The organism is Streptomyces sp. NPDC001606 (assembly GCF_053596835.1).
The window spans coordinates 386068-409778 of record NZ_JBSFHC010000003.1 but is presented as its reverse complement, the minus strand read 5'-3'; the positions used below and the strand labels follow the sequence as shown (position 1 = coordinate 409778).

General features: G+C 72.7%; 22 protein-coding genes and 1 riboswitch. Of the genes, 5 read left to right on the top strand and 17 right to left on the bottom strand.

Going from position 1 to position 23711, the window contains the following annotated elements; all coding sequences use genetic code 11:
- Nucleotides 1-233: 233 nt before the first annotated feature.
- The gene (locus tag ACWCV9_RS09450) at nucleotides 234-2099 is read left to right on the top strand and encodes an AAA family ATPase (RefSeq protein ID WP_450785168.1); all 1866 of its coding nucleotides are present in this window, start codon (nucleotides 234-236) and stop codon (nucleotides 2097-2099) included.
- Between the two features lie 29 nt (nucleotides 2100-2128).
- Here the strand turns inward: ACWCV9_RS09450 and ACWCV9_RS09445 are convergent, their stop codons facing one another.
- The 9 genes from ACWCV9_RS09445 to ACWCV9_RS09405 all read right to left on the bottom strand — a co-directional run bounded on the left by ACWCV9_RS09445 (nucleotide 2129) and on the right by ACWCV9_RS09405 (nucleotide 9585).
- A complete protein-coding gene (locus ACWCV9_RS09445; protein WP_450785166.1) occupies nucleotides 2129-3205 on the bottom strand; it encodes a hemolysin family protein in 1077 nt (358 codons plus the stop codon).
- Complete coding sequence (locus tag ACWCV9_RS09440; RefSeq protein WP_450785165.1) at nucleotides 3202-4536, bottom strand: hemolysin family protein; 1335 nt, start codon at nucleotides 4534-4536, stop codon at nucleotides 3202-3204. Before ACWCV9_RS09440 ends, ACWCV9_RS09445 begins: the two co-directional genes overlap by 4 nt.
- A gap of 204 nt (nucleotides 4537-4740) precedes the next feature.
- Nucleotides 4741-5196: a PH domain-containing protein gene (locus ACWCV9_RS09435; RefSeq protein WP_450785164.1), complete on the bottom strand. Its 456-nt coding sequence runs from the start codon at nucleotides 5194-5196 to the stop codon at nucleotides 4741-4743.
- Nucleotides 5197-5210: 14 nt separating this feature from the next.
- A complete protein-coding gene (gene hisG, locus ACWCV9_RS09430; protein ID WP_450785162.1) occupies nucleotides 5211-6059 on the bottom strand; it encodes an ATP phosphoribosyltransferase in 849 nt (282 codons plus the stop codon).
- Between the two features lie 60 nt (nucleotides 6060-6119).
- On the bottom strand, nucleotides 6120-6392 hold the full coding sequence (locus ACWCV9_RS09425) for a phosphoribosyl-ATP diphosphatase (RefSeq protein WP_007491392.1): 273 nt from the start codon (nucleotides 6390-6392) through the stop codon (nucleotides 6120-6122).
- A gap of 34 nt (nucleotides 6393-6426) precedes the next feature.
- On the bottom strand, nucleotides 6427-6912 hold the full coding sequence (gene ribH, locus ACWCV9_RS09420; protein ID WP_450785161.1) for a 6,7-dimethyl-8-ribityllumazine synthase: 486 nt from the start codon (nucleotides 6910-6912) through the stop codon (nucleotides 6427-6429).
- A 47-nt stretch (nucleotides 6913-6959) separates the two neighbouring features.
- A complete protein-coding gene (gene ribB, locus ACWCV9_RS09415; RefSeq protein WP_450785160.1) occupies nucleotides 6960-8345 on the bottom strand; it encodes a 3,4-dihydroxy-2-butanone-4-phosphate synthase in 1386 nt (461 codons plus the stop codon).
- Nucleotides 8342-8983 (bottom strand): nicotinamide mononucleotide transporter family protein, encoded by a 642-nt coding sequence (locus tag ACWCV9_RS09410; RefSeq protein ID WP_450785159.1) that lies wholly within the window; start codon nucleotides 8981-8983, stop codon nucleotides 8342-8344. Before ACWCV9_RS09410 ends, ribB begins: the two co-directional genes overlap by 4 nt.
- Complete coding sequence (locus tag ACWCV9_RS09405) at nucleotides 8980-9585, bottom strand: riboflavin synthase (RefSeq protein ID WP_450785158.1); 606 nt, start codon at nucleotides 9583-9585, stop codon at nucleotides 8980-8982. Before ACWCV9_RS09405 ends, ACWCV9_RS09410 begins: the two co-directional genes overlap by 4 nt.
- A gap of 167 nt (nucleotides 9586-9752) precedes the next feature.
- Nucleotides 9753-9883: riboswitch (FMN riboswitch) on the bottom strand.
- 308 nt (nucleotides 9884-10191) lie between these two features.
- Between ACWCV9_RS09405 and ACWCV9_RS09400 the strand changes: the two genes are divergently transcribed.
- On the top strand, nucleotides 10192-10938 hold the full coding sequence (locus tag ACWCV9_RS09400) for an SDR family oxidoreductase (protein WP_450785157.1): 747 nt from the start codon (nucleotides 10192-10194) through the stop codon (nucleotides 10936-10938).
- Between the two features lie 98 nt (nucleotides 10939-11036).
- A complete protein-coding gene (locus tag ACWCV9_RS09395; RefSeq protein WP_450785156.1) occupies nucleotides 11037-12251 on the top strand; it encodes an MFS transporter in 1215 nt (404 codons plus the stop codon).
- Here the strand turns inward: ACWCV9_RS09395 and ACWCV9_RS09390 are convergent.
- The gene (locus tag ACWCV9_RS09390) at nucleotides 12211-12669 is read right to left on the bottom strand and encodes an acyl-CoA thioesterase (protein ID WP_450785154.1); all 459 of its coding nucleotides are present in this window, start codon (nucleotides 12667-12669) and stop codon (nucleotides 12211-12213) included. The genes ACWCV9_RS09395 and ACWCV9_RS09390 overlap by 41 nt on opposite strands.
- A gap of 173 nt (nucleotides 12670-12842) precedes the next feature.
- Between ACWCV9_RS09390 and ACWCV9_RS09385 the strand changes: the two genes are divergently transcribed.
- Entirely contained in the window at nucleotides 12843-14234 is a 1392-nt protein-coding gene (locus ACWCV9_RS09385; RefSeq protein ID WP_450785153.1) for a uracil-xanthine permease family protein, read from the top strand.
- A 160-nt stretch (nucleotides 14235-14394) separates the two neighbouring features.
- Nucleotides 14395-15081 carry a DUF5995 family protein gene (locus ACWCV9_RS09380; protein WP_450785151.1) on the top strand — a complete coding sequence of 229 codons (687 nt, stop codon included), beginning with the start codon at nucleotides 14395-14397 and terminating at the stop codon, nucleotides 15079-15081.
- Nucleotides 15082-15115: 34 nt separating this feature from the next.
- Here ACWCV9_RS09380 and ACWCV9_RS09375 read toward each other — a convergent pair whose 3' ends face one another.
- The 7 genes from ACWCV9_RS09375 to ACWCV9_RS09345 form a co-directional block, all read right to left on the bottom strand.
- On the bottom strand, nucleotides 15116-16813 hold the full coding sequence (locus ACWCV9_RS09375; protein ID WP_450785149.1) for a flavin monoamine oxidase family protein: 1698 nt from the start codon (nucleotides 16811-16813) through the stop codon (nucleotides 15116-15118).
- 55 nt (nucleotides 16814-16868) lie between these two features.
- Entirely contained in the window at nucleotides 16869-17657 is a 789-nt protein-coding gene (locus ACWCV9_RS09370; RefSeq protein WP_450785147.1) for a carbon-nitrogen hydrolase family protein, read from the bottom strand.
- A 194-nt stretch (nucleotides 17658-17851) separates the two neighbouring features.
- Nucleotides 17852-18232, bottom strand: a complete 381-nt coding sequence (locus ACWCV9_RS09365; protein WP_450785146.1) for a DUF742 domain-containing protein — start codon at nucleotides 18230-18232, stop codon at nucleotides 17852-17854.
- 7 nt (nucleotides 18233-18239) lie between these two features.
- Nucleotides 18240-18689 (bottom strand): roadblock/LC7 domain-containing protein, encoded by a 450-nt coding sequence (locus tag ACWCV9_RS09360; protein WP_450785144.1) that lies wholly within the window; start codon nucleotides 18687-18689, stop codon nucleotides 18240-18242.
- Nucleotides 18679-21063: a nitrate- and nitrite sensing domain-containing protein gene (locus ACWCV9_RS09355; RefSeq protein WP_450785143.1), complete on the bottom strand. Its 2385-nt coding sequence runs from the start codon at nucleotides 21061-21063 to the stop codon at nucleotides 18679-18681. The genes ACWCV9_RS09360 and ACWCV9_RS09355 overlap by 11 nt, the downstream gene beginning before the upstream one ends.
- 103 nt (nucleotides 21064-21166) lie before the next feature.
- Complete coding sequence (locus ACWCV9_RS09350) at nucleotides 21167-22624, bottom strand: HAD-IA family hydrolase (protein ID WP_450785141.1); 1458 nt, start codon at nucleotides 22622-22624, stop codon at nucleotides 21167-21169.
- 14 nt (nucleotides 22625-22638) lie between these two features.
- Entirely contained in the window at nucleotides 22639-23709 is a 1071-nt protein-coding gene (locus ACWCV9_RS09345) for an ABC transporter ATP-binding protein (protein ID WP_450785140.1), read from the bottom strand.
- Nucleotides 23710-23711: the final 2 nt, after the last annotated feature.

The window sequence follows — 23711 nt, the reverse complement described above, 5'->3', positions numbered from 1 at the left end:
GTTCACCCTCGGTCACCGGCGCCTGCGCGCCCCGTCTGCTCCCACCTTGTCAATCGTCCACTGCGGCACACTTCGGCGCGCGGTGGCCGCGCGGGTACGATGCCCTCGGTGCGACCTTCGAGCGGCTGCCTCGCGCACTGCAACTCCGGTCCGCGGCAGGGCGGTTCGACCGCGGCGGCCGTCGGGCGACTGCCCGGTGGTGAACCACGGGGCACGGTCTGTGGGGGGACGTGATGGACTTCGGCACGCAGGGTCCCGAGGCTCCGGCCGAGCTCGCCTGGTTGCGCGGGGTGGACGCCTACACGATGGGCGCCTATCCGCAGGCCGAGGAGGAGTTCCGCGCCGCGGTGCGGATGGACCCGGGCATGGCGGACGCCTGGCTCGGGCTGCACGCGCTGCGGGTGGACACCACGACCGCGCTGCTCAGAATGTTCCGGCACCGCGACCGCTTCGGCGAGCAGCGCACCCGGCACCGCCGGGCGCTCAACTCCTGGTACTGGCTGGGCTGGTGGGTGCAGCCGGTGCTGGAGACCCCGCGTGATCTGCTGCTGGCCCACGCCTCGCACTGGCTGGACGGCCGGCACGTACCCGAGCTGGACCGGGCGCTCGCCGGGCTGCCCCCGGTCGACACCGACCCGCAGGTCCGGTTTCTGCACTCCTGCCGGGCCTATCTGGTCAAGGACTGGGAACAGCTGGTCCGGCACACCGACCCCTTGCTGGACGACGCCATGCTCGGCATCGAGGCCGGGCTGTTCGGCGGCATGGCCCGGGTCCGGCTGGAGATGTACGGCCAGGCCGAACCCCTCCTCGCGGCGGCGCTGATGCGGTGCCGCAGCGAACAGCCGCAGCGCAAGGAGCTGCGCTACTGGCTGGCGCGGGCGCACGAGGGCACCGGGCGCAGCGCCGCCGCGCTCCCCCTCTACCGCGCGGTGCACCGGGTGGACCCCGCCTTCATGGACACCTCGGCGCGGCTCGCCGCCATCGCCGAGGGCGACGGCTACGACGATCCGGCCGACCTCGCCGCCATCACGCTGACCGGCGCCGGCCAGGACACCGTGGACGGACCGGACTGCGGCTTCGATCCGCTCTTCGGCACCGAGGGGCGTGATCTGCGGCTGCCCGAGCCGGAGCCGCCGACCGGCCCGCTGTCCCCGGTGACCGGCCCGGCGGTGCGGGCCAAGACCGGGGTCTCCACGTCGCCGATCCCGGCCGGTCCGACCGATCCCGGCTTACTCGAGGAGGCGCTCGCCGAGCTGGAGCGCATGGTCGGGCTCGAACCCGTCAAGCGCCAGGTCAAGGCCTTGTCCGCGCAGCTGAACATGGCCCGGCTGCGGGCCGGGCAGGGGCTGCCGGTGCAGCCGCCCAAGCGGCACTTCGTCTTCTCGGGTCCGTCGGGCACGGGGAAGACCACGGTGGCCCGCATCCTCGGCCGTGTCTTCTACGCGCTCGGGCTGCTCGGCGGCGACCATCTGGTGGAGGCGCAGCGGGCCGACCTGGTCGGCGAGTACCTCGGGCAGACCGCAGTGAAGGCGAACGAGCTGATCGACTCGGCGATCGGCGGAGTGCTGTTCGTGGACGAGGCGTACTCGCTGTCCAACTCCGGGTACGGCAAGGGGGACGCGTACGGCGACGAGGCCTTGCAGGTGCTGCTGAAGCGGGCCGAGGACAACCGCGACCATCTGGTGGTGATCCTCGCGGGCTATCCCGAGGGGATGGACCGGCTGCTCGCCGCGAACCCCGGGCTGTCGTCGCGGTTCACGACCCGGGTCGACTTCCCTTCCTACCGGCCGCAGGAACTCACCGAGATCGGGAAGGTGCTGGCCGGGGAGAACGGGGACCGGTGGGACGAGGAGGCGCTGGAGGAGCTGCGCTCCATCGCCGGGCACGTGGTCGAGCAGGGGTGGATCGACGAGCTGGGCAACGGGCGGTTTCTGCGGACGCTCTACGAGAAGAGCTGTGCCTACCGGGATCTGCGGTTGTCGGCCTATACGGGGGTGCTGTCGCGGGACGATCTGGCGACCCTGCGGCTGCCCGATCTGATGCAGGCGTACGGGGAGGTGCTGTCGGGCCGGGGACCCCACGATCCCTCGGCCTTCTAGGCACAGCTCCCCGCCGCCGTCCGTCCGTGCTAGGAGGCGAGCGCCTGCTCCGGTTCGCCGGTGGCCGCTTCCGGGGCCGGCAGCTCGCGGTGGGCCGGGTCCGTCACCTCGCCCACCAGCATCTCCAGGGCGTCCTCCAGGGCCACCAGCCCCAGCACCTTGCCGGTCGCGTCCGCCACCTGGGCCAGATGGGTCGCCGCCCGCCGCATCACGGTCAGCGCGTCGTCGAGCGGCAGCTCGGCCCGCAGGGTCGTCATCGGGCGCCAGACGTGCTGGGGCACCGCACGCTCGGAGTCCTCCAGGTCGAGGACGTCCTTCACATGGACGTACCCCATGAAGGGACCCGTCTCGGTCGCGGCGACCGGGAACCGGGAGTAGCCGGTGCGTGCGGTCAGCTCCACGATCTGCCCCGGGGTGACCGACGGTCCCACCGTGACCAGCGACTCGCGGCGCAGCAGGACGTCCGTCACCGGGCGCGAGCCCAGCTCCAGCGCGTCCTCCAGGCGCTCCCGCTCCTCGGGGTCGAGCAGACCGGCCTGGCCGGAGTCCTCCAGCAGCCGGTTGAGCTGCTCGCTGGTGACGACGGCCTCGACCTCGTCCTTCGGCTCGACCCGGAACAGCCGCAGGATGCCCTGGGCGCAGGCGCCGAGGGTCACCGTGATCGGCCGGCACAGCCGGGCGAAGTAGACCAGCCCCGGGCTGAGCCAGAGCGCCGCCTTCTCGGGCGCCGCCATGGCGAGGTTCTTCGGCACCATCTCGCCGACGACCAGGTGGAAGAAGACCACCGCGGCCAGGGCGATGACATAGCCCAGCGGGTGGATCACACCGTCCGGGAGGTGGACGGCCGAGAACACCGGCTCCAGCAGCCGCGCCACCGTCGGCTCGGCGACCGCGCCGAGCGTCAGGGAGCAGACGGTGATGCCGAACTGCGCGGCGGCCATCATCTGCGGCAGCCGCTCCAGGCCGTACAGCACCTGGCGGGCGCGGGCGGTGCCGAGCGGTTCGATCTGGCTGCGGCGGACCGAGACGAGCGCGAACTCCGCGCCGACGAAGAAGCCGTTGGCGAGCACGAGCAGCGCGGCGAAGAGCAGTTGGAGCAGGCTCATCGGGCCGCCTCCAGGACGTTCGCCACGGGGGCCGTCCTGACCAGGCGGACCCGCTCGGCGCGGTAGTGGCCGACCCGGCGGACCGAGAGGCGCCAGCCGGGCAGTTCGGCCTTGTCGCCGGGGGCCGGGATACGGCCGAGCAGATCGGCGACCAGGCCCGCGACGGTCTCGTACGGCCCCTCGGGCACGTCGAGTCCTATGCGCTGGAGGATGTCGACCCGGCAGCTGCCGTCCACGTCCCAGGCGGGCCTGCCGTCCTCGGGCGGGGCGGCGGCCAGCTCGGGGGCGTCCTGGCCGTCGTGCTCGTCGCGGACCTCGCCGACGAGTTCCTCGACGATGTCCTCCAGGGTGACGACGCCGGCCGTGCCGCCGTACTCGTCGACGATGACGGCGATGGGCTGCTCGCTGCGCAGCCGGGCGAGGAGCGGCTGGACGGGCAGGGTCTCGGGGACCAGGAGCGCCTTGCGGGCGATCCGGCTCACCGGGGTGCGCAGCCGGTCGGCCGCGGGGACCGCGAGCGCGTCCTTGAGGTGGGCCATGCCGACGATCTCGTCGATCTTCTCCCGGTAGACGGGGAAGCGGGACAGGCCGGTGGCGCGGGTGAGGTTGACGACGTCCTCGGCGGTGGCCGTGTCCTGGAGCGCGCTGACCTTCACGCGCGGGGTCATCACGTGCTGCGCGGTCAGCTCGCCCAGGGTCAGGGTGCGGACGAACAGGTCGGCCGTGTCCTGCTCCAGGGCGCCGGCCTGCGCGGAGTGCCGGGCCAGCGAGACGAGTTCGCCCGGGGTGCGGGCGGAGGCCAGTTCGTCGGCGGGTTCGACGCCGAGGGCGCGGACCAGCCGGTTGGCGACCGTGTTGAGCGCGGCGATCACCGGCCGGAACAGCCGGGAGAAGTGGTGCTGCGGGCCGGCGACGAACCGCGCGACCTGGAGCGGCTTGGACACGGCCCAGTTCTTGGGGACCAGTTCGCCGATCACCATCTGGATGGCGGAGGCCAGCAGCATGCCGACGACCACGGCGATGCCGGAGACGGCGCCCGCGGGCAGGCCGAGCGCGGCGAACGGGGCGTGCAGCAGACCGGCCAGGGCCGGCTCGGCGAGCATGCCGACGACCAGGGAGGTGATGGTGATGCCGAGCTGGGTGCCGGAGAGCTGGAAGGACAGCTCCCTGAGCGACTCGACGACCCGGCCGGCGCGTCGGTCGCCTTCGGCGGCGGCCTGCTCGGCGTCCGGGCGCTCGACGGTCACCAGACCGAACTCGGCGGCCACGAAGAAGCCGTTGGCCAGGATCAGCAGCAGGGCGGCTGCGAGGAGCAGCAGAGAGGTGGTCACGATGCCGCCGCCTTCCCGTCATGTCGGGTGGGGGCGGCGCAGGTACTACAGGACGATCCGTCCATCGCCGGAGGGGGTCACTCCTCGGGTAGCAGGAACCCCCGGGCACCGGAGGGCGCACAGGGGTGGAGGCGCAGCGAAAACGCCTCCGCCCCACAGATTAATCAAGACAGGCGCCCCAGGGGCAGGGTGGGCGACCCGGAGTCAGCCCCGATCTTCCCCCACCCGGGCCGTCGAGCGTGCCTCGGTGAGCGCCCGGAGCGTCCCGGCGTCGGCGATGGCGCGCTGCTTGGCCAGGCCCGGCTGGATGCCGAGCGCGGGCAGGCTGGTGCCGTCGCTGAGGTCGAGGAACACCCAGGGATCGCCCGGACGGAGGTTCACCTGAAGGATCTCCGCCCACTCCAGCCGCCGCTCGCCGGCGATGTTCACGACGGTGACACCGGACTCCTCGGCGATCACCCGCACCCGGGAGATCCGTGCCAGCGCCCAGAAGATGAGCGCCCCGGTGAGGACGAAGCTGAGCCGCTCGCCCGGTCCGAGATGCTCCAGCAGCAGGGCGACCCCGGAGATGGTCAGGAAGATCGCCAGGCCGGCGGTGAGCAGGATGGCGCGGGTGTGGCCCGGCCGGAAGGTGACGGGCAGCTCGGGGAGGTCGGACATCGGTGGCGTACCCCTTACAGGCGGCAGGCGTGGATGGCCGTGGTCAGGATGGCGCGGGCGCCGATGGCGTAGAGGTCGTCCATGATCCGCTGCGCCTCCTTGGCGGGGACCATGGCGCGGACCGCGACCCAGCCCTCGTTGTGCAGCGGGGAGACGGTCGGGGACTCCAGGCCGGGGGTGAGCGCGACAGCCTTCTCCAGCTGCTCCACGCGGCAGTCGTAGTCCATCATCACGTACGTCCGCGCCACCAGGACGCCCTGGAGGCGGCGGAGGAACTGCTGGACCTTGGGCTCGTCGCCGTCGGCGCCGGTGCGGCGGATGACGACCGCCTCGGACTTCATGATCGGCTCGCCGAAGACCTCCAGCCCGGCGTTGCGCAGGCTGGTGCCGGTCTCGACGACGTCGGCGATGACCTCGGCCACGCCCAGCTCGATCGCGGTCTCCACGGCGCCGTCGAGGTGGACGACGGAGGCGTCGATGCCGTGCTCCTCCAGGTGCCGGTCGACGATGCCCTCGTAGGAGGTGGCGACCGTCCTGCCCTTGAGGTCCTCGACGCCGTTCGCGGTGCCCGGCTTGGCGGCGAAGCGGAAGGTGGAGCGGGCGAAGCCGAGCGGGAGGATCTCCTCGGCGTCGGCGCCGGAGTCGATCAGCAGGTCGCGGCCGGTGATGCCGATGTCGAGCCGGCCGGAGGAGACGTAGATCGCGATGTCGCGGGGGCGGAGGTAGAAGAACTCGACCTCGTTCTCCGGGTCGACGATCCGCAGCTCCTTGGACTCGCGGCGCTGCTGGTAGCCGGCCTCATGCAGCATCTCCGCCGCAGGGCCGGACAGTGAACCCTTGTTGGGGACGGCGATGCGCAGCATGAGGTCGGCTTCCTTCGCGTTGGGAGTGCAGAGCTGGGTGCGTGAGCTGGTGGGGTCGTATCAGAGGTGGGCGTAGACGTCGTCCAGGGAGATCCCGCGGGCGACCATCATCACCTGGACGTGGTACAGCAGCTGCGAGATCTCCTCGGCGGCCGCCTCCTTGCCCTCGTACTCGGCGGCCATCCAGACCTCGGCGGCCTCTTCGACGACCTTCTTGCCGATGGCATGGACTCCCTTGCCGACCAGCTCGGCGGTGCGGGAGGTGGCGGGATCACCGTGGGCGGCCTTGTGCTGGAGCTCGGTGAAGAGCTCCTCGAACGTCTTCTTGGACATGGTGGTCCTTACCCTACGCGCTCCGGCCGGTGCCTCAGTGCCAGGGTTCGGATACTGAGCGGAGCGTCGCCGCGGTGGAGACCGCCGCGGTCACCGCCTCGTGGCCCTTGTCCTCGTTCGAGCCGTCGAGACCGGCCCGGTCCAGGGCCTGCTCCTCGGTGTCGCAGGTGAGCACGCCGAAGCCGACGGGGACGCCGGTCTCGATGGAGACCTGGGTGAGGCCCTGGGTGACGCCCTGGCAGACGTAGTCGAAGTGCGGGGTGCCACCGCGGATGACGACGCCGAGGGCGACCACCGCGTCGTAGCCGCGGCCGGCCAGCACCTTGGCCGCGACCGGCAGCTCGAAGCTGCCCGGGACCCGGATCAGGGTCGGCTCGTCGATCCCCAGCTCGTGCAGGGCGCGCAAAGCGCCGTTCACCAGGCCGTCCATCACCTTCTCGTGCCACTGCGCCGCGATGACGGCGACCCGCAGGTCGCTCGCGTTGCGTACGGACAGTTCCGGTGCACCCTTGCCGCTCACGTCTCTCCTCAGTGCTTTCTCGCGTTACTCGGTGTCGCAGGTGGCCGTCAGCGGCCGGCCGCGCCGGCCAGCGCGGCCGCGGTGTCCAGCCAGGGCAGGTCGTGCCCCATCCGGTCCCGCTTGGTGCGCAGGTAGCGCAGGTTGTGCTCGCCCGCCTGGATCGGCATCTGCTCGCGGCCGGTGACCCGCAGGCCGTGGCGGAGCAGCGCCTCGCTCTTGTCGGGGTTGTTGGTCAGCAGCCGGACGCTGCGCACGCCGAGGTCGGCGAGGATCTGCGCGCCGGCGCCGTAGTCGCGGGCGTCGGCGGGCAGGCCCAGCTCCAGGTTGGCGTCGAGGGTGTCATGGCCCTGTTCCTGGAGGGCGTAGGCGCGCAGCTTGGACAGCAGGCCGATGCCGCGTCCCTCGTGTCCGCGCAGGTAGACGACGACGCCCCGGCCCTCGGCCTGGATGCGCTGGAGGGCGGTGTCGAGCTGGGGGCCGCAGTCGCAGCGCAGGGAGCCGAAGACATCGCCGGTGAGGCATTCGGAGTGCACCCGGACCAGGACGTTTTCGCCGTCGCCGATCTCGCCGTGGACGAGGGCGACGTGCTCGACGCCGTCGAGCGTGGAGCGGTAGCCGTGGGCGGTGAAGGTGCCGTGCTCGGTGGGCAGGCGGGTCTCGGCCTCGTGGCGGACGGCGGGGACGGCGGGCTCGGCCGGGGCCGTCTGCTGCTGCCGGACGGGCCGCGGGGCCGGCTCCTGGCCGAGCGGGGCGGAGCCGTCCTGAAGGGAGCGGCGGTAGGCGATCAGGTCCTCGATGGAGATGATCGTCAGGCCGTGCTTGCGGGCGAACGGCACCAGCTCGGGCAGGCGCAGCATGGTGCCGTCCTCGCCGGCGATCTCCACGATGGCGCCGGCCGGGCGGAGTCCGGCGAGCCGGGCGAGGTCGACGGCGGCCTCGGTGTGGCCGTTGCGGACGAGGACGCCGCCGGGCCTGGCGCGCAGCGGGAAGACATGGCCGGGACGGACGAAGTCGGACGGCTCGGCCGTGCCGCCGGCGAGCAGCTGGAGCGTGGTCGCACGGTCGGAGGCGGAGATGCCGGTGGTCACGCCGTGCGCGGCGGAGGCGTCCACGGAGACGGTGAACGCGGTCTTCATGGACTCGGTGTTGTCCTCGACCATCTGCGGCAGCCGGAGCCGGTCCAGCTCCTCGGGCTCCATGGGCGCGCAGATGAGGCCACGGCACTCGCTCATCATGAACGCGACGATCTCGGGGGTCGCCTTCTCGGCGGCGATGACGAGGTCGCCCTCGTTCTCCCGGTCCTCGTCGTCCACCACGACCACCGGGCGGCCGGCGGCGATGTCGGCGATGGCCTGCTCGACCGGGTCGAGCGTGAGGTCCTCGAGGGGGGCGGTGAGGTCGTCGGTGCGGTACAGCAGCGGGGCCGAGGTCATGCCGGCGCTCCTTCCAGGACGGGCTGCGCGTCCCGGCGGGAGCGCAGCCACCAGTCGCGCATGCCCCACAGGACGAGTGCGCCGTAGATGACGTAGACGAAACCGGAGAAGGCGTAGCCGTTGGCGAAGTTGAGGGGGACGCCGACGAGGTCGACGAGCAGCCAGGCGATCCAGAACTCGACCATGGCCTTGGCCTGGGCGTACATGGCGACGATGGTGCCGACGAAGATGTACGCGTCCGGCCAGGGGTCCCAGGAGAGCTTCGGATAGGCGGCGAAGAGCAGGGCGACGGCGACCGTGCCGGCGGCGGCCGCGGCGACCATGGCGATCCGCTCGCGCCAGGTGGCGAAGCGGACGGTGATGCGGCCGTCCTCGGCGCCGCCCTTGCCGCGCTGCCACTGCCAGAAGCCGTAGAGCGCGACGGCCATGACGACGGCCTGCTTGCCGGCGCTGCCGGTGAGGTGGCCGTAGAAGGCGCCGAAGAGGACGAGTCCGGACAGGAACTGCACGGCCCAGGTCCACAGGGAGCGGCGCCAGCCGAGGGCGAGGGTGATCAGACCGAGGATGTTGCCGACCATGTCCGACCAGATGATGTGCTGGCCGAAGAGGGTGAACGCCTCGGAGTTGAGCCAGCTCACCGGCCGGCCCCCTGACCGGCCGCGAGCAGCCGCTCCACGTACTTGGCGACGACGTCCACCTCGAGGTTGACCGGGTCGCCGGGCTGCTTGTGGCCGAGCGTGGTCAGGTCGAGGGTGGTCGGGATGAGGCTGACGGTGAAGTAGTCCGGGCCGGCCTCGACGACGGTGAGGCTGATGCCGTCGACGGTGATGGAGCCCTTCTCGACGACGTACCGGGCGAGGTCCGCGGGGAGCGAGACCTTGACGATCTCCCAGTTCTCGGAGGGCCTGCGCTCCAGCACCTCGCCGGTGCCGTCGACGTGACCCTGCACGATGTGGCCGCCGAGGCGGGCGCCGACGGCGGTGGGGCGCTCCAGGTTGACGCGGGAGCCGACGGTGAGGGCGCCCAGGCTGGAGCGGTTCAGCGTCTCGGCCATGACGTCGGCGGTGAACTCGTCGCCTTCGTGCTCGACCACGGTGAGACAGACGCCGTTCACGGCGATGGAGTCGCCGTGCTGTGCGCCCTGGGTCACGACGGGGCCGCGGAGTCGGAAGCGGGAGGAGTCGCCGAGGTTCTCGACGGCGGTGACTTCACCCAGCTCTTCGACGATTCCGGTGAACACTTCCCGGGTCCTCCTGCCTCATGGGGGCACGGACTCCGGGGCCTGTCGATGAACGACACACTGCACGGGTGAACACGGGACACGTCGGCAGCGACGCCGAAAAAGGACTCGCCCGGAGACGGACAAGCCCAGATACGGCGACGTGCACACGTGCATGTGCCCGCCCGCCGCGCACTGCCTCCCATCCGGACTTTAACCGTCGGTCCAGGAATTTCACCTGGTCAACCGGCCGCTGGAAGCGACCGGGTCGCGGACTGTAACCGCCGGTTCGGACTTTCACCGACCCCGGAGTGCGCTGCTTCTGGTACAGGGCCAGTGTGCCATGCCGGATGCTCACCCAGACAGGGGTCGAGTGTGGGTTCGCTCACAGTACGTGTCTTCGGAGGTGCACGGCGGAACCGGCGTCCGGTCCATTGACCACTTTGGTCTAGTCCTTTTAGGGTGCGGGCTGGCCCGGCGGCGGTGACGACGGCCCTTGCCTGCCGCCGGGTCGCCACAGCGCCCCGGTGAATCCGCCGGGGCGTGTCACATTTCCGTGGGCCCGACCGGTCTCATCCGTCGAGGCGCCCCGACCGGGGTGCCCGGGAACAGAGGAACGGAATCAGCATGAGCACGATCCTGGTGACCGGCGGGACCGGCACCCTCGGCCGGTGCGTCACCGAGCGGCTGCGGACGGAAGGGCGCGAGGTGCGGGTGCTCAGCCGGCACAGCGAGCCGTACGCCGTCGATCTCCAGGCCGGCGGCAGCGGGCTGGACGCGGCGCTCGCCGGCGTGGACACGGTGGTGCACTGCGCGAGCAACCCGCGCGGCGGGGACGAGCGGGCGGCGGAGCACCTGATCGCGGCGGCGCGGCGGGCCGGGGTGAGGCACCTGGTGTACATCTCCATCGTCGGGGTGGACCGGGTGCCGTTCGGCTACTACCGGACCAAGCACACGGTGGAGCAGATGATCGAGTCCTCGGGGCTCGGCTGGACCGTGCTGCGCACCACCCAGTTCCACGATCTGCTGGTGACACTCTTCCAGGGGCTCACCAAGCCGCCCGTGGCACTGCTCCCGGCCGGGGTCCCGGACCAGCCGATCGAGGTGGTGGAAGTCGCCGAGCGGCTGGTCGAGCTGGCGCTCGGCGAGCCCGCCGGACGGGTGGCGGACATGGGCGGTCCCGAGGTGCGTTCCCTCGACTCGCTGGCCCGCGCCTATCTCCGGGCGACCGGGCGGCGCCGGGCGGTGCTGAACGTGCCGCTCTTCGGTGCGGCGTACCGGGCGTTCCGGGCGGGTGGGCATCTGGCGCCGGAGCAGGCGGTGGGGAAGGGGACGTTCGAGGATTATCTGGGCCGGCGGTTCGGGCAGGGATGAGACCCCCTCCCCCACGCTCTCGGCTGCGCGCGGGCAGATAGCTTTACGGCGCGAGCCGGAGACGGGCCGGTGCGGGAACTCCCGGGAGGGGGACGGACATGGGGGACGTGGGCGCTGCGCGAGGCGAGGTCCGGCGCGCCCGGTACGCCGTGGCGGCCGTGTTCGCCGTGCACGGTGCGGTGACCGGCTGCTTCGCGACCCGGGTGCCCTGGATACAGGACCACGCCTCGCTCGGCGCGGGGCAGCTCGGCTTCGCCCTGGCCTTCACCGCGTTCGGCGCGTCCTGCACCATGCCGCTGGCCGGGCGGATCAGCCACACCTTCGGCAGCCGTACGGCACTGCGCGGCTTGATCGCGCTGTGGACCCTCTCCCTGGTCCTGCCGTCGCTGGCGCCGAACCTGTACACGCTGTGCCTGGCGATGTTCGTCTACGGCGCCGGCTCGGGAATGGCCGACGTGGCGATGAACGCGCTCGGCGTGGAGGTGGAGCGGCGGCTCGGGAAGTCGGTCATGTCGGGGCTGCACGGCATGTGGAGCGCGGGCGCGCTCACCGGCTCGGCGGCCGGCACGCTCGCCGCACACCTCGGCGCGGACGCCCGGCTGCACTTCGCCCTCGCCTCGGCCGTCCTCACCGCGCTCGGCGTGTCGGCGTGCGCCTGGGTACCGGACGTACAGCCCGCGAAGGACGAGGAGCCGCCCCCGCGGTTCGCGCTGCCGCCGCGTTCCGCGCTGCTGATCGGCGCGGTGGGCTTCTGCGCGGTGTTCGCGGAGGGCGCGAGCCTGGACTGGTCGGCGGTGTTCCTGCGGGACCGGCTGGGCAGCTCGGCCGGGGTGGCGGCGGCCTCGACGACCGGCTTCATGCTGACCATGGCCGTGGCCCGGCTGGCCGGGGACGCGGTGGTGAACCGGTTCGGGGCGGTCAGGACGGTCCGGGCCGGAGGGGCGCTGGCGGGACTCGGCGGCGCGCTGGTGGTCCTCGGCGGCCGTCCGGCGTGGGCGATGGCCGGGTTCGCGCTGATGGGACTCGGCATCGCGGTGGTCGTACCGCTGTGCTTCGCCGCGGCCGGACACGCGGGGCCGAATCCCAGCCAGGCCATCGCCGGCGTGGCCACCATCACCTACACCTCGGGGCTGGTCGCGCCGAGCCTGATCGGCGGGGTGGCGCAGGCGACCAGCCTGGTGGTCTCGTTCTGCGTGGTGACGGCGCTGGCCTGCGGGCTCGCCGGGCTCGCGGGCGTGCTGCGCGGCGCCGAGCGGGGCGGTCCCGGCGCGGTCAGTCCGCAGGCCGCAGCAGTGTCCGACCCACCGTCCTGAAGGCGTCGCTCCACGGCGCCGGGCGCAGGGTGTCCGCGTCCAGCCGGACCAGTACCCGGGTGCCCTGGGCGTAGGTCTGCGTGCCGTCGGCCGAGCAGAAGCGGAAGCCGTAGGTGAGGCCGGTGGTGCCGAGGCGCTCCAGCCAGAGGTGGACGGCGTAGCCGCCGGGGCTGGTGACCGGTGCCTCGTAGCTGATGCGCAGTTCGCGGACGGCGTTGCAGGCGTCGCCGGCGGCGTGCCAGTCGCCGTCGAAGCGGATGCCGTGCCCGTTCCACAGCTCGGTCCAGGCACGCTCGACCATCAGCGGGTAGCGGGCGTTGTGCAGCAGGCCGAGCGCGTCGAGGTCGTCGAAGTGGACGGTGACGGGGATCAGCCGGCCGTAGGCGACGGCGGGGGCGGTCGGGGCTTCGGCGGTCACGGGGGGAACTCCTGAACTTCGCTGCTGGGAGCATGTGCATCCCTGCGGGCATCGCTGAGGCATTCGCTGAGCCATCGCCGGGAATCGCTTCCATACTAAGCGACCGCTCAGCACGCCTGGCGTCCGGGACAATGGTCCGGACCGTCTGCTCGTCCGCAAGAAAGCGAATACACATGGACCTCGGCGTGCGCTGGAAGCTGCACGGTGACGGGCGCACGCCCGCGCCCGGAGCGGTGGTACGCCCCGACGAACGGCTCTCCTGGCCCCGCACGGTGGGCCTGGGCGCCCAGCACGTGGTCGCCATGTTCGGCGCGTCCTTCGTGGCGCCGGTGCTCATGGGCCTGGATCCGAACCTGGCCATCATGATGTCGGGCGTGGCGACCGTGATCTTCCTGCTCGCCACCCGCGGCCGGGTGCCGAGCTATCTGGGCTGCTCCCTGTCCTTCGTGGGCGTGGCCGCCGTCATCCGAGCCCAGGGCGGTACGAGCGCCACGGTGACCGGCGCCGTCCTCGTGGTCGGCGCGGTGCTGTTCCTGGTGGGCCTGGCGGTGCGGCGCTTCGGCGCGCGGATCATCCACGCGGCCATGCCACCGGTCGTCACCGGCGCGGTCGTCATGCTGATCGGCTTCAACCTGGCCCCGGTGACCGCCGCGACCTACTGGCCGCAGGACCAGTGGACGGCCCTGCTGGTCATGCTGTTCACCGGTCTCGCGGTGGTCTGTCTGCGCGGCTTCTGGTCCCGTATCGCCATCTTCCTCGGGCTGGTCTTCGGGTACGGCATCTCCTGGGCCTTCGACCGGATCTTCGGCAAGATCCACTCCATGAGCCCGGGCGGCCGGGTCACCGACCACTGGCGGCTGGACCTCTCCGGCGTCGCCAAGGCCGACTGGATCGGTCTGCCCCACTTCCACGGACCGTCGTTCCAGTGGTCCGCGGTGCTGGTCGCGCTGCCGGTCGTGATCGCGCTGGTCGCGGAGAACGCGGGGCACGTCAAGGCGGTCGGCGAGATGACCGGCGACCCGCTGGACGACCAGCTCGGCACGGCGATCTCGGCGGACGGCGTCGCCTCGATGCTGTCGACCGCGGTGGGCGGCCCGCCGAACACCACGTACTCCGAGAACATCGGCGTCATGGCCGCGACCCGGGTGTACTCCACCGCCGCCTACTGGGCCGCCGCCGGCTTCGCGCTGCTCTTCGGCCTGTGCCCGAAGTTCGGCGCGGTCGTGGCCGCGATCCCGGGCGGGGTGCTCGGCGGCATCACCGTGATCCTGTACGGCATGATCGGCCTGCTCGGCGCGCAGATCTGGCTGAACGCCAAGGTGGACCTGCGCAACCCGCTGAACCTGGTCCCGACGGCCGCGGGCATCATCATCGGCGTCGGCAACGTCAGCATGAAGTTCACCGACACCTTCTCGCTCAGCGGCATCGCCCTCGGCACGCTGGTCGTCATCACCGGCTACCACGCGCTGCGCGCCTTCGCCCCGGCCCACCTCAAGCAGCAGGAGCCACTGCTGGACGAGGGCACCTCCAGCTACGACGAGCAGACTCAGCCTCCCACGTCGTAGGCGTACATCCGGCGGCGCGAACGTGCCGGTCGCCGGGCACGTGTCCTGGCCTGCCGGGGACCGAGCCGTCCCCCCTCGCTTCGCCGGTGCGTTCCCCCGATCCGGCGAAGCAGGGGGCCGGTGGACCCGTCGGCCGGGGCGGAGCTGGGACCCTTCCCCCATGACGCAGCTGGAACACCTCCCCCCGTCCGTCGACGCGGTCATCGCCCGGATGCGCGCCATCGGCACGGCCCTGCCGGCCCGCGACGGGGTGGCCGTGTTCAACCGCGTCTACCTCACCGTCACCGAGGAGATCCACCGGCGCCTGGAGGCCCGGGAGTTCCCGGACACGAGGGCGGCGAGCACGCTGGACGTGCGGTTCGCCGAGCGCTATCTGGCGGCGGTCGACGCCGCCGCGGCGGACCGCCGGCCGCCCGCCTGCTGGCGGCCGCTGTTCCAGCTCCGCCGCCATCCCGGTGTACGGCCGTTGCAGTTCGCGCTCGCGGGCATCAACGCGCACATCGGGCACGACCTGGCGCTCGCGGTGGTGGACGCCAGTCGTACCCTCGGCTGCGAACCGGCCGAGCTGGAGGACGAGTTCGACCGCGTGGGCGACCTCCTGTGTGCGCTGGAGGAGCGCATCCGCGAGGATCTGATGCCGGGCCCCGACCTGCTCCAGCTCGCCGACCCGCTCACCCATCTGCTGGGCTCCTGGAGTCTGGAGCGGGCCCGGGACGCGGCGTGGGCGGCGGCGCGGGCGCTGTGGGCGCTGCGCCACTGCGAGGACGTCGCCGAGGAGTTCGCCGAACGGCTCGACGCGGCGGTGGGGTTCGCGGGGCGCATGCTGCTCACCCCGCTCACCGACTGACGCCCCCGGCACCGGCCGCGCCGGGGGCTCCCGGTCAGTCCTCCGGCAGTTCGACCGGCGCGATCTCGTCGTAGACGTCGCCCGGGCCCGGGTTGGTCGGGTCCGTGGTGCCGCCGAAGTGGTGCATGACACCCCAGACCGCGTTCAGCGCGGTCTGCACGGCGCCCTCGGCCCAGCCGGCCGTCCAGGAGATGTCGTCGCCGGCGAGGAAGATGCCCCGCTTGTCCTCGGGCAGCCGGTCCTGCATGAAGTGGGTGAACAGGCGCCGCTGGTAGCGGTAGTGGCCGGGCAGGTTGGCCTTGAACGCGCCCATGAAGTAGGGCTCGTTCTCCCAGGAGACCGTCACCGGGTTGCCGATGATGTGCTTGCGGATGTCGACCTTGGGGTAGATCTCGCCGAGCGACTTCAGCATGACCTCCATCCGCTCGTTCGCGGACAGCGGCAGCCACTTCAGGCTGTCGTCGCACCAGGTGTAGGACAGGCAGATCACGGCGGGCTTGTCCGGGCCGTCGTCCAGCAGGTAGGTGCCGCGGGTCATGCGGTCGGTGAGCGTCATCGACATGACGTCCCGGCCGGTCTCCTCGTCCTTGTCCAGCCAGAACGGCCGGTCGACCGGGACGAAGAGCTTGGAGCTCTCCATGTAGTGGGTGCGCTCGATCGCCGTCCAGTGGTCGATCGGGAACAGCGAGTCGTCGCAGGCGATCTTGGACAGCAGCATCCAGGACTGGGCGGTGAAGATCGCCGCCTGGTAGGTGCGGATGTCGCCGTTCGCGTCGGTCACGGTGATCTGGTTGCCCGCGGTGCGGTGCAGCCGGGTCACGGCCGGGCGGGGCTCGCCGTGGGCGTGCAGGGACTTCAGCGAGGTGCCGTACGGCCAGTGGACGATCTTCTCCGGCTCGCGCTCCCACAGACGCAGCGGCAGCTGCTGGGAGCCGCCGACGATGCCGCGGTGGTGGTCGTCGGCCTCGGTGTAGACGACCCGGAGGATCTCCAGGATGGAGTTCGGGAAGTCGGTGTCCCAGCCGCCGGTGCCGAAGCCGACCTGGCCGAAGATCTCCCGGTGCCGGAAGGACTTGAAGGCCTCGGAGTCGCAGAGGAAGCCGTAGAAGGTCTGGTTGTCGAGCTTCTCGACCAGCTGGGCCCAGATCTCGCGGATGCGCTGGACGTCCCGCTCGCGCATGGCGCGGTTCATGTCGGAGAAGTCGGCGCCCTCCTCCAGGCACCGGTTCCAGGCCTCGGCGACGTCCCGGTACACCTGGGGCAGGTCGTCGATGGTCTCGGCGTAGTGCGACTCGCCCTTCAGGTCGACCACGGTCGAGGGGGTGGCCTCGGCCAGCGGGTTCGGGAAGGGCCTGGTCTCCAGGCCGACCAGGTCGATGTAGTGCTGGAGCGCGGTGGAGGACGGCGGGAAGCGCATCGCGCCCATCTCGGCGGTCAGCGACTCGTCACAGCCCTCGAAGCCGACGGTGCGCAGCCGGCCGCCGATCTGGTCGGCCTCGTAGACGACGGGCTTGAGGCCCATCTTCATCAGCTCGTAGGCGGCGACGATGCCGGACAGACCGCCGCCGATGACCGCGACCTCGGTGCCGTGCTCGGTCGCCGGTATCTGGCCGAGGCCCGCCGGGTGGGCGAGGAAGTCGTCGTAGGCGTAGGGAAAGTCCGGGCCGAACATGGTGATCGGCGGCTGCTGCTCGTCGGTGTGCTCGACGGCGTTGGGCACCGTGGACGTCATGGGGTACGGACTCCTTGCGCGAAGCGGTAGAACTCGGGGGAAGGCTCGGGGAGGGTCAGACCAGGGACCCGTACAGGCCGGGGCGGCGGTCCCGCAGATACGGGTTGGCCTCGCGGGAGGCGGCCAGGAAGGCGGGGTCGGCGTCGGCGAGGACCAGCTGCTCGGCGCGGCCGGCGCGGGTGCGGGCGACTCCGTCGGGACCGGCGAGGGTGGACAGTCCGACGAACTCGAACTCGCCCTCCGCGCCGACCCGGTTGACGTACGCCACGTACATCTGGTTCTCGAAGGCGCGCACCGGGATCATCGACTCCGCGACGAACTGGTACGGGTGCATCTGCGCCGTCGGCACGACGAGCAGGTCGGTGCCGGCCAGGGCGTGGGCGCGGACGTTCTCCGGGAACTCGACGTCGTAGCAGATCATCAGGCCGACGGTCAGGCCGTTCAGCTCGGCCTGCACCACCGGGCCGTCGCCCGGCGTGAAGTGGTCGCGCTCGAAGCAGCCGAAGAGGTGGGTCTTGCGGTAGTTCGCGAGCCGGGTGCCGTCGGCGGAGATCAGCTGGGCGGAGTTGTAGACCGTGCCGCCGTCGCGCTCCGGGTAGCCGTAGGCGACGGCCAGGCCGTGCCGGGTGGCGATCTCGGCGATCGCGTCGGCGGCCTCGCCGTCGGCGGGCTCGGCGAGGCGGGCGATGTCGTCGCCGATCGCGTAGCCGGTGAGGAACATCTCCGGTGCGGCCAGCAGCGCGGCGCCCGCGGCGGCGGCACGCTCCGCGGCCGCGTCGAGGACCTTGAGGTTCTCGGCGACGGAGCCGGGGTTGCCGGAGCTCTGGAGCAGGGCGGTGCGCATGCGTCTTCCTCACCGGATACGGGATTTTTGGGGGCCAGAAAGACGGTACGGTCGGCGCGCTCGGCCGGACAAGAAGGAGCCGTTGCGCGCCGGTGCGCGGTTTGTTGCGTGCGGAGCGGGTGGAACGGCGATTCGTTGCGCGGCGGGGTGGCGCTGCCCGGGAATGGTGCCGTTCGGCGGTGTGGAGCACAGACCTACAGGTCGCGCAGCCGCGCCACGATCTCCCGCAGCAGTCCGGGGTCGGCGCCCGGCCCCGCCCGCACCGCGCGGGGTGCGTCGACGCGGATCAGCCCGGCCTCGGCCAGGTCGCCGAGCAGGACGCGGACCACGGTCAGCGGCAGGTCGGCGTCGGCCGCCAGCTCCACGACGGGGCGCGGTCCGCGCCGGACCAGGTCGAGCAGGGCGGCAGCCGCGTGATCGACGGCCGGGCGGTCCGCCGTGTCGTCGTCCACCGCGCCGACCCGGGACATCAGATCGATGTCGTGCCGCTGCGAGGGCCGGGTGCGGCCCCGGGTCACGGTGTACGGGCGCACCAGGGACCCGGTCTCGTCCTCGTACCAGTGCTCGTCGCTCACCGTGGGATCAGGAGGTGGTACGGGCGGCGGCGTCCAGGTGGTGGCCGAGGCGACGGACGAGCAGGGCCATCTCGTGGGCGAGCTGGCCGACGTCCGTCCCGGCCTCGCTGAGCACGGCGAGCCGGCTGCCGTGTCCGGCGGGGGTGATGAAGAGGTAGGCGTCGTCCAGCATCACCATGGTCTGGCGCACCTCTCCCGCGGCGAACCGCTCCCCCGCCGACCGGGCGAGGCCGTGGAAGCCGGAGCAGACGGCGGCCAGGTGCTCGATGTCGCGTCGGAGCATGCCCTCCGAGCTGCTGAGCGGCAGGCCGTCCGCGGTGAGCAGCACGGCCTGCCGGACGTGGTCGGTGCGCGCCACCAGGTCGTCCAGCAGCCAGCCGAGACCGGTTCCGGGACCGGTGGCTGTCGCGTCCGTGGTCGCGGCGGGCTGCTCGGGGGTGTGGTCCTCACCGTGCATCGTCGGCGTCGGTCCCTTCGTCGGCGTGGGTCGTGTCGCCGAGACCGGTCTCGACGCGGCTGGTCTCGGCACTGCTGTCAGCGCCGTCGATCACCTCGGTCGTTACTCCCCCTGCTCCCCCGCTCGCCGGCAGCCCCCTGCGGCCGCGGTCCAGGCCGCGCTGGAAGGCGCCGAAGATCGCCCGCATCTCCTCGGCGTCGACCTCGCGCTCGGGGGTGGTGCCGGGCGGCGGTGGCTCGTCCCGCAGCTCCGGGACGAGCGAGGCCTGCCGGGTGCGGGTGGGCAGGGCGGGCACGGCCCCGGAACCGGGGGCCGGGTCCGGGGCGGTCCCGCGCTCCACGGGCCTCCGCGTCCTGGCCGGCAGCTCCCGTACGGCGGCGAGCCGACCGGCGGACGGACCCACGGAGTCCCTCACCGGCAGGCGCGCGGAGGCCCCGCGAGACGAACCTCCCGGCACCGCCGCCCCCACCTCCGCCAGCACACCCGAAGGCAGCCGCACGACCGCCGTCGTACCGCCGTAGGGGGAATCCCCGAGGCTGACCTCGATGCCGTGGCGGGCGGCGAGGCGGCCCACGACGTAGAGGCCGAGCCGGTCGTGGCGGGTGGGGTCGAAGGCGTCGGGGTCGGTGAGGGTGCGGTGGGCCGCGGCGCGCACGTCGGCGTCCAGGCCGAGGCCCCGGTCGTCGATCTCCAGGACGAAGCCGGTGCCGACCCGCCCGGTGCGCAGGGTCACGTCGGTGTGCGGCGGCGAGAACACCGTGGCGTTCTCCAGGAGTTCGGCGAGGAGGTGGACCACGTCGGCGACCGCGTCGGCCGCCACGCCGACCTCCGGCATCGGCGGCACCACCACGCGCGCGTAGTCCTCGATCTCGCCGACGGCGGAGGCGACGACGTCCGCGACCGGCACGGGCCGGCGCCAACGGCGGCCGGGTGCGGCGCCGGAGAGGATGATCAGGCTCTCGGCGTGCCGGCGCATCCGGGTGGTCAGATGGTCGATGCGGAACAGTTCGCGCAGTACATCGGGGTCGTCGGTGCGCCGCTCCAGGGTGTCCACGAGTTTCAACTGCCGGTGCACCAGGGCCTGGTTGCGCCGGGCGATGGTGAGCAGCACCGCGAACTGCCCGCGGCGCAGCCCGGCCTGGCGCACGGCGGCCTCGACGGCGGCCAGCCGCGCGGTGTTGAAGGCCCGGCCGACCTGCCCGATCTCGTCGTCGCGCACCTCGTCGGCGGCGAGCGGCGGCGCCTCGGCGACCGCGTCGACCTCCTCACCGGCGCTCAACCGCCGCATGACGTCGGGCAGCCGGTCCTTCGTCAGCACGTCGGCGGCGTCCCGCAGGGTCTCCAGCCGGCGCGAGATCCGCCGGGCGCCGCGCACCGCGAACCACAGCGACAGGGCGACGGCGATCAGCCCGACCGCGCCGACGACGGCCGCCTTGGTCAGCTCGCGGTAGGCGAAGGCCCGCCCGCGCGCGGCCGAGTTCTCGGCGGACGCGGTGCACAGCTGCATGTACCGCTTGACGGCCCGGTCGGTGGTCGTCCGCCAGGTGTCCGCCGTGACGGCGCGCCCGGCCCCGCGGGAGCCCGCCCGCAGCAGCGCGTCCTCGCTCCGCACCAGCGAGCGGTGCAGACCCTCCCGCTGGAACCGTTCGAACAGGGCGCGGGAGTCGGCGGGCAGGTCGGGAACATAGGTCCGCTCGAAGACACGGCGGTCCTCGACGGTCGCGGTGAGGGTGTCGTACTGCCGGTCGGTCAGCGCGCCCGCCGCCCGCGCCCCGGCGACCAGGGCGTCCTCCCGGGAGACGTACTCGCGCACCCGGACCAGCTCGATCACGGTCTGGGCCTCGCGGGCGAGCTGTCCGGCCTGGAGCGCGGTGAGCGTGGACTCGACGTCGAAGCCGGGCTCCACCAGCGCGCCGTACTCCTCGACCGCCCGGTCCCAGGTGATCTTCCGGGCCAGTACCCGCTCGCGCAGCCCCTCCAGCCGGCCCGTCGCGGCGACCATGGCGTCCAGCGCCCGCCGCTGCCGCAGGGTGAGCCGGTCGCGGTCGCCGTCCTGGACGGCCTGGCGCATGGCGTCGACGGCCCGGTCGGTACGGCGCTGCTGCCCGAGCAACCGGCCGGCGGCGGCGGTGTCGAGGCGGGCGCCCAGGTAGGCGGCGGACAGCCGGCGCTCGATCTGGATCTGCCCGATCGCGGTGTCCACGGGGGTGCCGAAGTCCTCGTACACCCCCTGCACGCGGATCAGCGCGCGGAGTTCGGCGGTGACGGACACCATGGCGAAGCTCCACAGGGCCATCAGTGCCACGGCCGGGGTGAGCGCGAGCGCCACGATCCGGGTGCGCACGGTGGTGGGTCGGCCGAGGGGCCAGCGCATGGGGTACCTGCCGGTGTTACCAGTCAGTAGGATTGTGGAAAGTGCGGCACAACCTACGGGACGGCCACCCCGGACCGCAATGGTGTCCTGCGGTAACCCCTGCTCACCGCCGGGGCAGCGCGAAGGTGGTGAGGACCGCCGCGTGGTCGGAGGGCCACTCGTTGTCCGCGACGTCCGGCCAGGGGCGCGGGGTGCCGGTGACGACGGTGCGGGCCTCCCGTACGGCCAGTCCCCGGTGCAGGACGTAGTCGATCCGGTCCTGCGGCTCGGGCCGGCCGCTGCCGTCCTCGTGCACCGGGTGGATCGGCGACCAGGTGTGCCCGGGCTCGGCGACCGGGTCCGGGTGCGCCTCGCGGTAGGAGTCGGCGAAGCCCGCCTCCTCGGCCGCCCTGGTCACCGGCCAGTCCACCTCGGGCCGGTCCAGGTGCGAGGGGCAGTTGAAGTCGCCGACCAGGACCACCGGGACGCCCTCGGCCGAGGCGTCGGCGATCCGGTCCAGCGCGTCGTGCAGCTGGGCGAGCCGCACCCCCTCGTGGGCGATCAGCTCGGCCGCGGGCAGCCCGTCGAAGTGGTACTCGTAGGGCCCGTACGGCGTGTAGTGCAGATGCGCGGTCCATACGTCGACCTCGCGGCCGGGGGCCACGCCGATCCGGACGCCGGCGGCGCCGTAGAAGCCGACGTCGGGGTCGCCGAAGCGGGCGGTGATCGGGTACCGGCTGATCACGCCGAGGTTCTCGCCGGCCCGGTGGTGGTGCCAGCCGAGGGCGTCGGCCAGCTCCTGGGCGGCGGTGCCGCCGGTCTCCTGGAGGCCGACGACGTCGGCGCCGCTGTCCAGGATGGCCTTGAGCTGCTTGGCGCGGTGGTCGTCCACCTTGCTGCCGCCGAGCCACAGGTTCCAGCTCATGACGCGCAGCTCGGGCGCGACCATCCGGCGCAGGTCCTCGACCGAGACCCCGGCCAGGCTGTCCCGCACGGTCCGGCCGGGTGCCGCGCCGATCGGCGCGAGGGACGGTACGGCGAGGACGGCGCATCCGGCGGCCTCGGCGGAGGCGACACCGGTCTCGGTGTCCTCGACGGCGACACAGGCGGCGGGGTCGACCCCGAGGGCCTCGCAGGCGGCGAGGTAGGGATCGGGGGCGGGCTTGGTGCGGTCGGTGTCGTCGGCGGTGACCGAGGCCGCGAACCGGTGGCGGCCCAGGACGTCCAGGACGACGTCGGCGACCACCCGCGGGGACGCGGTGACCAGGGCGGCGGGGACCGCGGCGGCGGCCAGCCCGGTCAGCAGCTCCAGGGCGCCGGGGCGGGGCACGACGCCGGTGCGGACGCGCTCGGCGAAGGCGTGGTGCAGCTCGGCGGCGAGGACGGCCGCGGGCCGGCCGGTGGACTCGGCGAGCCAGGCCGCGGTGTGCTCGACCGGGCGGCCGAGGACGTCCGGCTGGTCGTCCTCGGTCAGCGGGCGTCCGGCGGTCTCCTCGACCGCCTCCCACCACAGCCGCTCGGTGTCCACGAGCGTGCCGTCCATGTCGAGCAGAACCGCCTCCAGGGCGGTGTGGGGGGTCATGTTCCGGGGGTTCCTCACGTGTGGGTACGGTCGGCCACCAGCACCGGCCGCTCGGGCAGCGACACGCTGACGGCGGCTCCGGCGCCGAGCCCGGTGGCCTCGTGCGCGGGCAGGTCGGCCTTGGCCTCGGTGCCGTCGGCGAGCCGTACGGAGACCCGGACGACCGCGCCGAGGAAGGAGGTGGCGACGACCCGGGCGGTGCCCTGCTCGTCCGCCCGCACCCGGAGGGCCTCGGGCCGCACCAGCACGTCGACCTCCCCGTCGGGCACCTCGCCCTCGGCGGGCAGCCGCTGCCCGAGCACCTGGACGGTGCCGTCCGCCAGCTCGCCGGGGATCCGGCTCATGGTGCCGACGAACTCGGCGACGAAGGCGGTGGCGGGACGGCCGTACAGCTCGGCCGGTTCGGCGCACTGTTCGAGACGGCCGGCGCGCATCACGGCGACCCGGTCGGCGACCGACAGCGCCTCCTCCTGGTCATGGGTGACGAAGAGGGTGGTGATGCCGAGTTCCTGCTGGAGCCGGCGGATCTCCTCGCGCAGGGTGAGCCGGACCTTGGCGTCGAGGGCGGACAGCGGCTCGTCCAGCAGCAGCACCCGGGGGCGCAGGGCGAGGGCCCGGGCCAGCGCGATGCGCTGCTGCTGGCCGCCGGAGAGCTGGTGCGGATACCGCTCCCGCTTGTCGCCGAGGCCGACCAGCTCCAGCAACTCGGCTGCCCGGGCGCGCCGTTCGGCCGTACGGACACCCCGCATCCGCAGCCCGAAGGCGACGTTGTCGACGGCGCTCAGATGCGGGAAGAGGCTGTACGACTGGAAGACCATCCCGGCGTCCCGGCGGTGGGCCGGGACGTGGGTGACGTCCTCGCCGTCCACCAGCACGGCCCCGGCGTCGGGGTGTTCGAAGCCGGCGAGCATGCGCAGCGCGGTGGTCTTGCCGCAGCCGGAGGGGCCCAGCAGGGCCAGGAACTCCCCCGGACGGACGGTCAGATCGAGTCCGTCGAGGGCGACGGTCGTCCCGAACTCCCGACGCAGCGAGCGGAACTCGACGGTCGCGGCCTGGGTGCGGGTCTCGGGCAGGGTGGCAGTCATGT

Coding starts and splice junctions, on each gene's coding strand:
- ACWCV9_RS09450 (WP_450785168.1), top strand. CDS start 234: ATGGACTTCGGCACGCAGGGTCCCGAGGCTCCGGCCGAGCTCGCCTGG.
- ACWCV9_RS09445 (WP_450785166.1), bottom strand. CDS start 3,205: ATGAGCCTGCTCCAACTGCTCTTCGCCGCGCTGCTCGTGCTCGCCAAC.
- ACWCV9_RS09435 (WP_450785164.1), bottom strand. CDS start 5,196: ATGTCCGACCTCCCCGAGCTGCCCGTCACCTTCCGGCCGGGCCACACC.
- hisG (WP_450785162.1), bottom strand. CDS start 6,059: ATGCTGCGCATCGCCGTCCCCAACAAGGGTTCACTGTCCGGCCCTGCG.
- ACWCV9_RS09425 (WP_007491392.1), bottom strand. CDS start 6,392: ATGTCCAAGAAGACGTTCGAGGAGCTCTTCACCGAGCTCCAGCACAAG.
- ribB (WP_450785160.1), bottom strand. CDS start 8,345: ATGACCTCGGCCCCGCTGCTGTACCGCACCGACGACCTCACCGCCCCC.
- ACWCV9_RS09400 (WP_450785157.1), top strand. CDS start 10,192: ATGAGCACGATCCTGGTGACCGGCGGGACCGGCACCCTCGGCCGGTGC.
- ACWCV9_RS09395 (WP_450785156.1), top strand. CDS start 11,037: ATGGGGGACGTGGGCGCTGCGCGAGGCGAGGTCCGGCGCGCCCGGTAC.
- ACWCV9_RS09385 (WP_450785153.1), top strand. CDS start 12,843: ATGGACCTCGGCGTGCGCTGGAAGCTGCACGGTGACGGGCGCACGCCC.
- ACWCV9_RS09380 (WP_450785151.1), top strand. CDS start 14,395: ATGACGCAGCTGGAACACCTCCCCCCGTCCGTCGACGCGGTCATCGCC.
- ACWCV9_RS09375 (WP_450785149.1), bottom strand. CDS start 16,813: ATGACGTCCACGGTGCCCAACGCCGTCGAGCACACCGACGAGCAGCAG.
- ACWCV9_RS09370 (WP_450785147.1), bottom strand. CDS start 17,657: ATGCGCACCGCCCTGCTCCAGAGCTCCGGCAACCCCGGCTCCGTCGCC.
- ACWCV9_RS09360 (WP_450785144.1), bottom strand. CDS start 18,689: ATGCACGGTGAGGACCACACCCCCGAGCAGCCCGCCGCGACCACGGAC.
- ACWCV9_RS09355 (WP_450785143.1), bottom strand. CDS start 21,063: ATGCGCTGGCCCCTCGGCCGACCCACCACCGTGCGCACCCGGATCGTG.
- ACWCV9_RS09350 (WP_450785141.1), bottom strand. CDS start 22,624: ATGACCCCCCACACCGCCCTGGAGGCGGTTCTGCTCGACATGGACGGC.
- ACWCV9_RS09345 (WP_450785140.1), bottom strand. CDS start 23,709: ATGACTGCCACCCTGCCCGAGACCCGCACCCAGGCCGCGACCGTCGAG.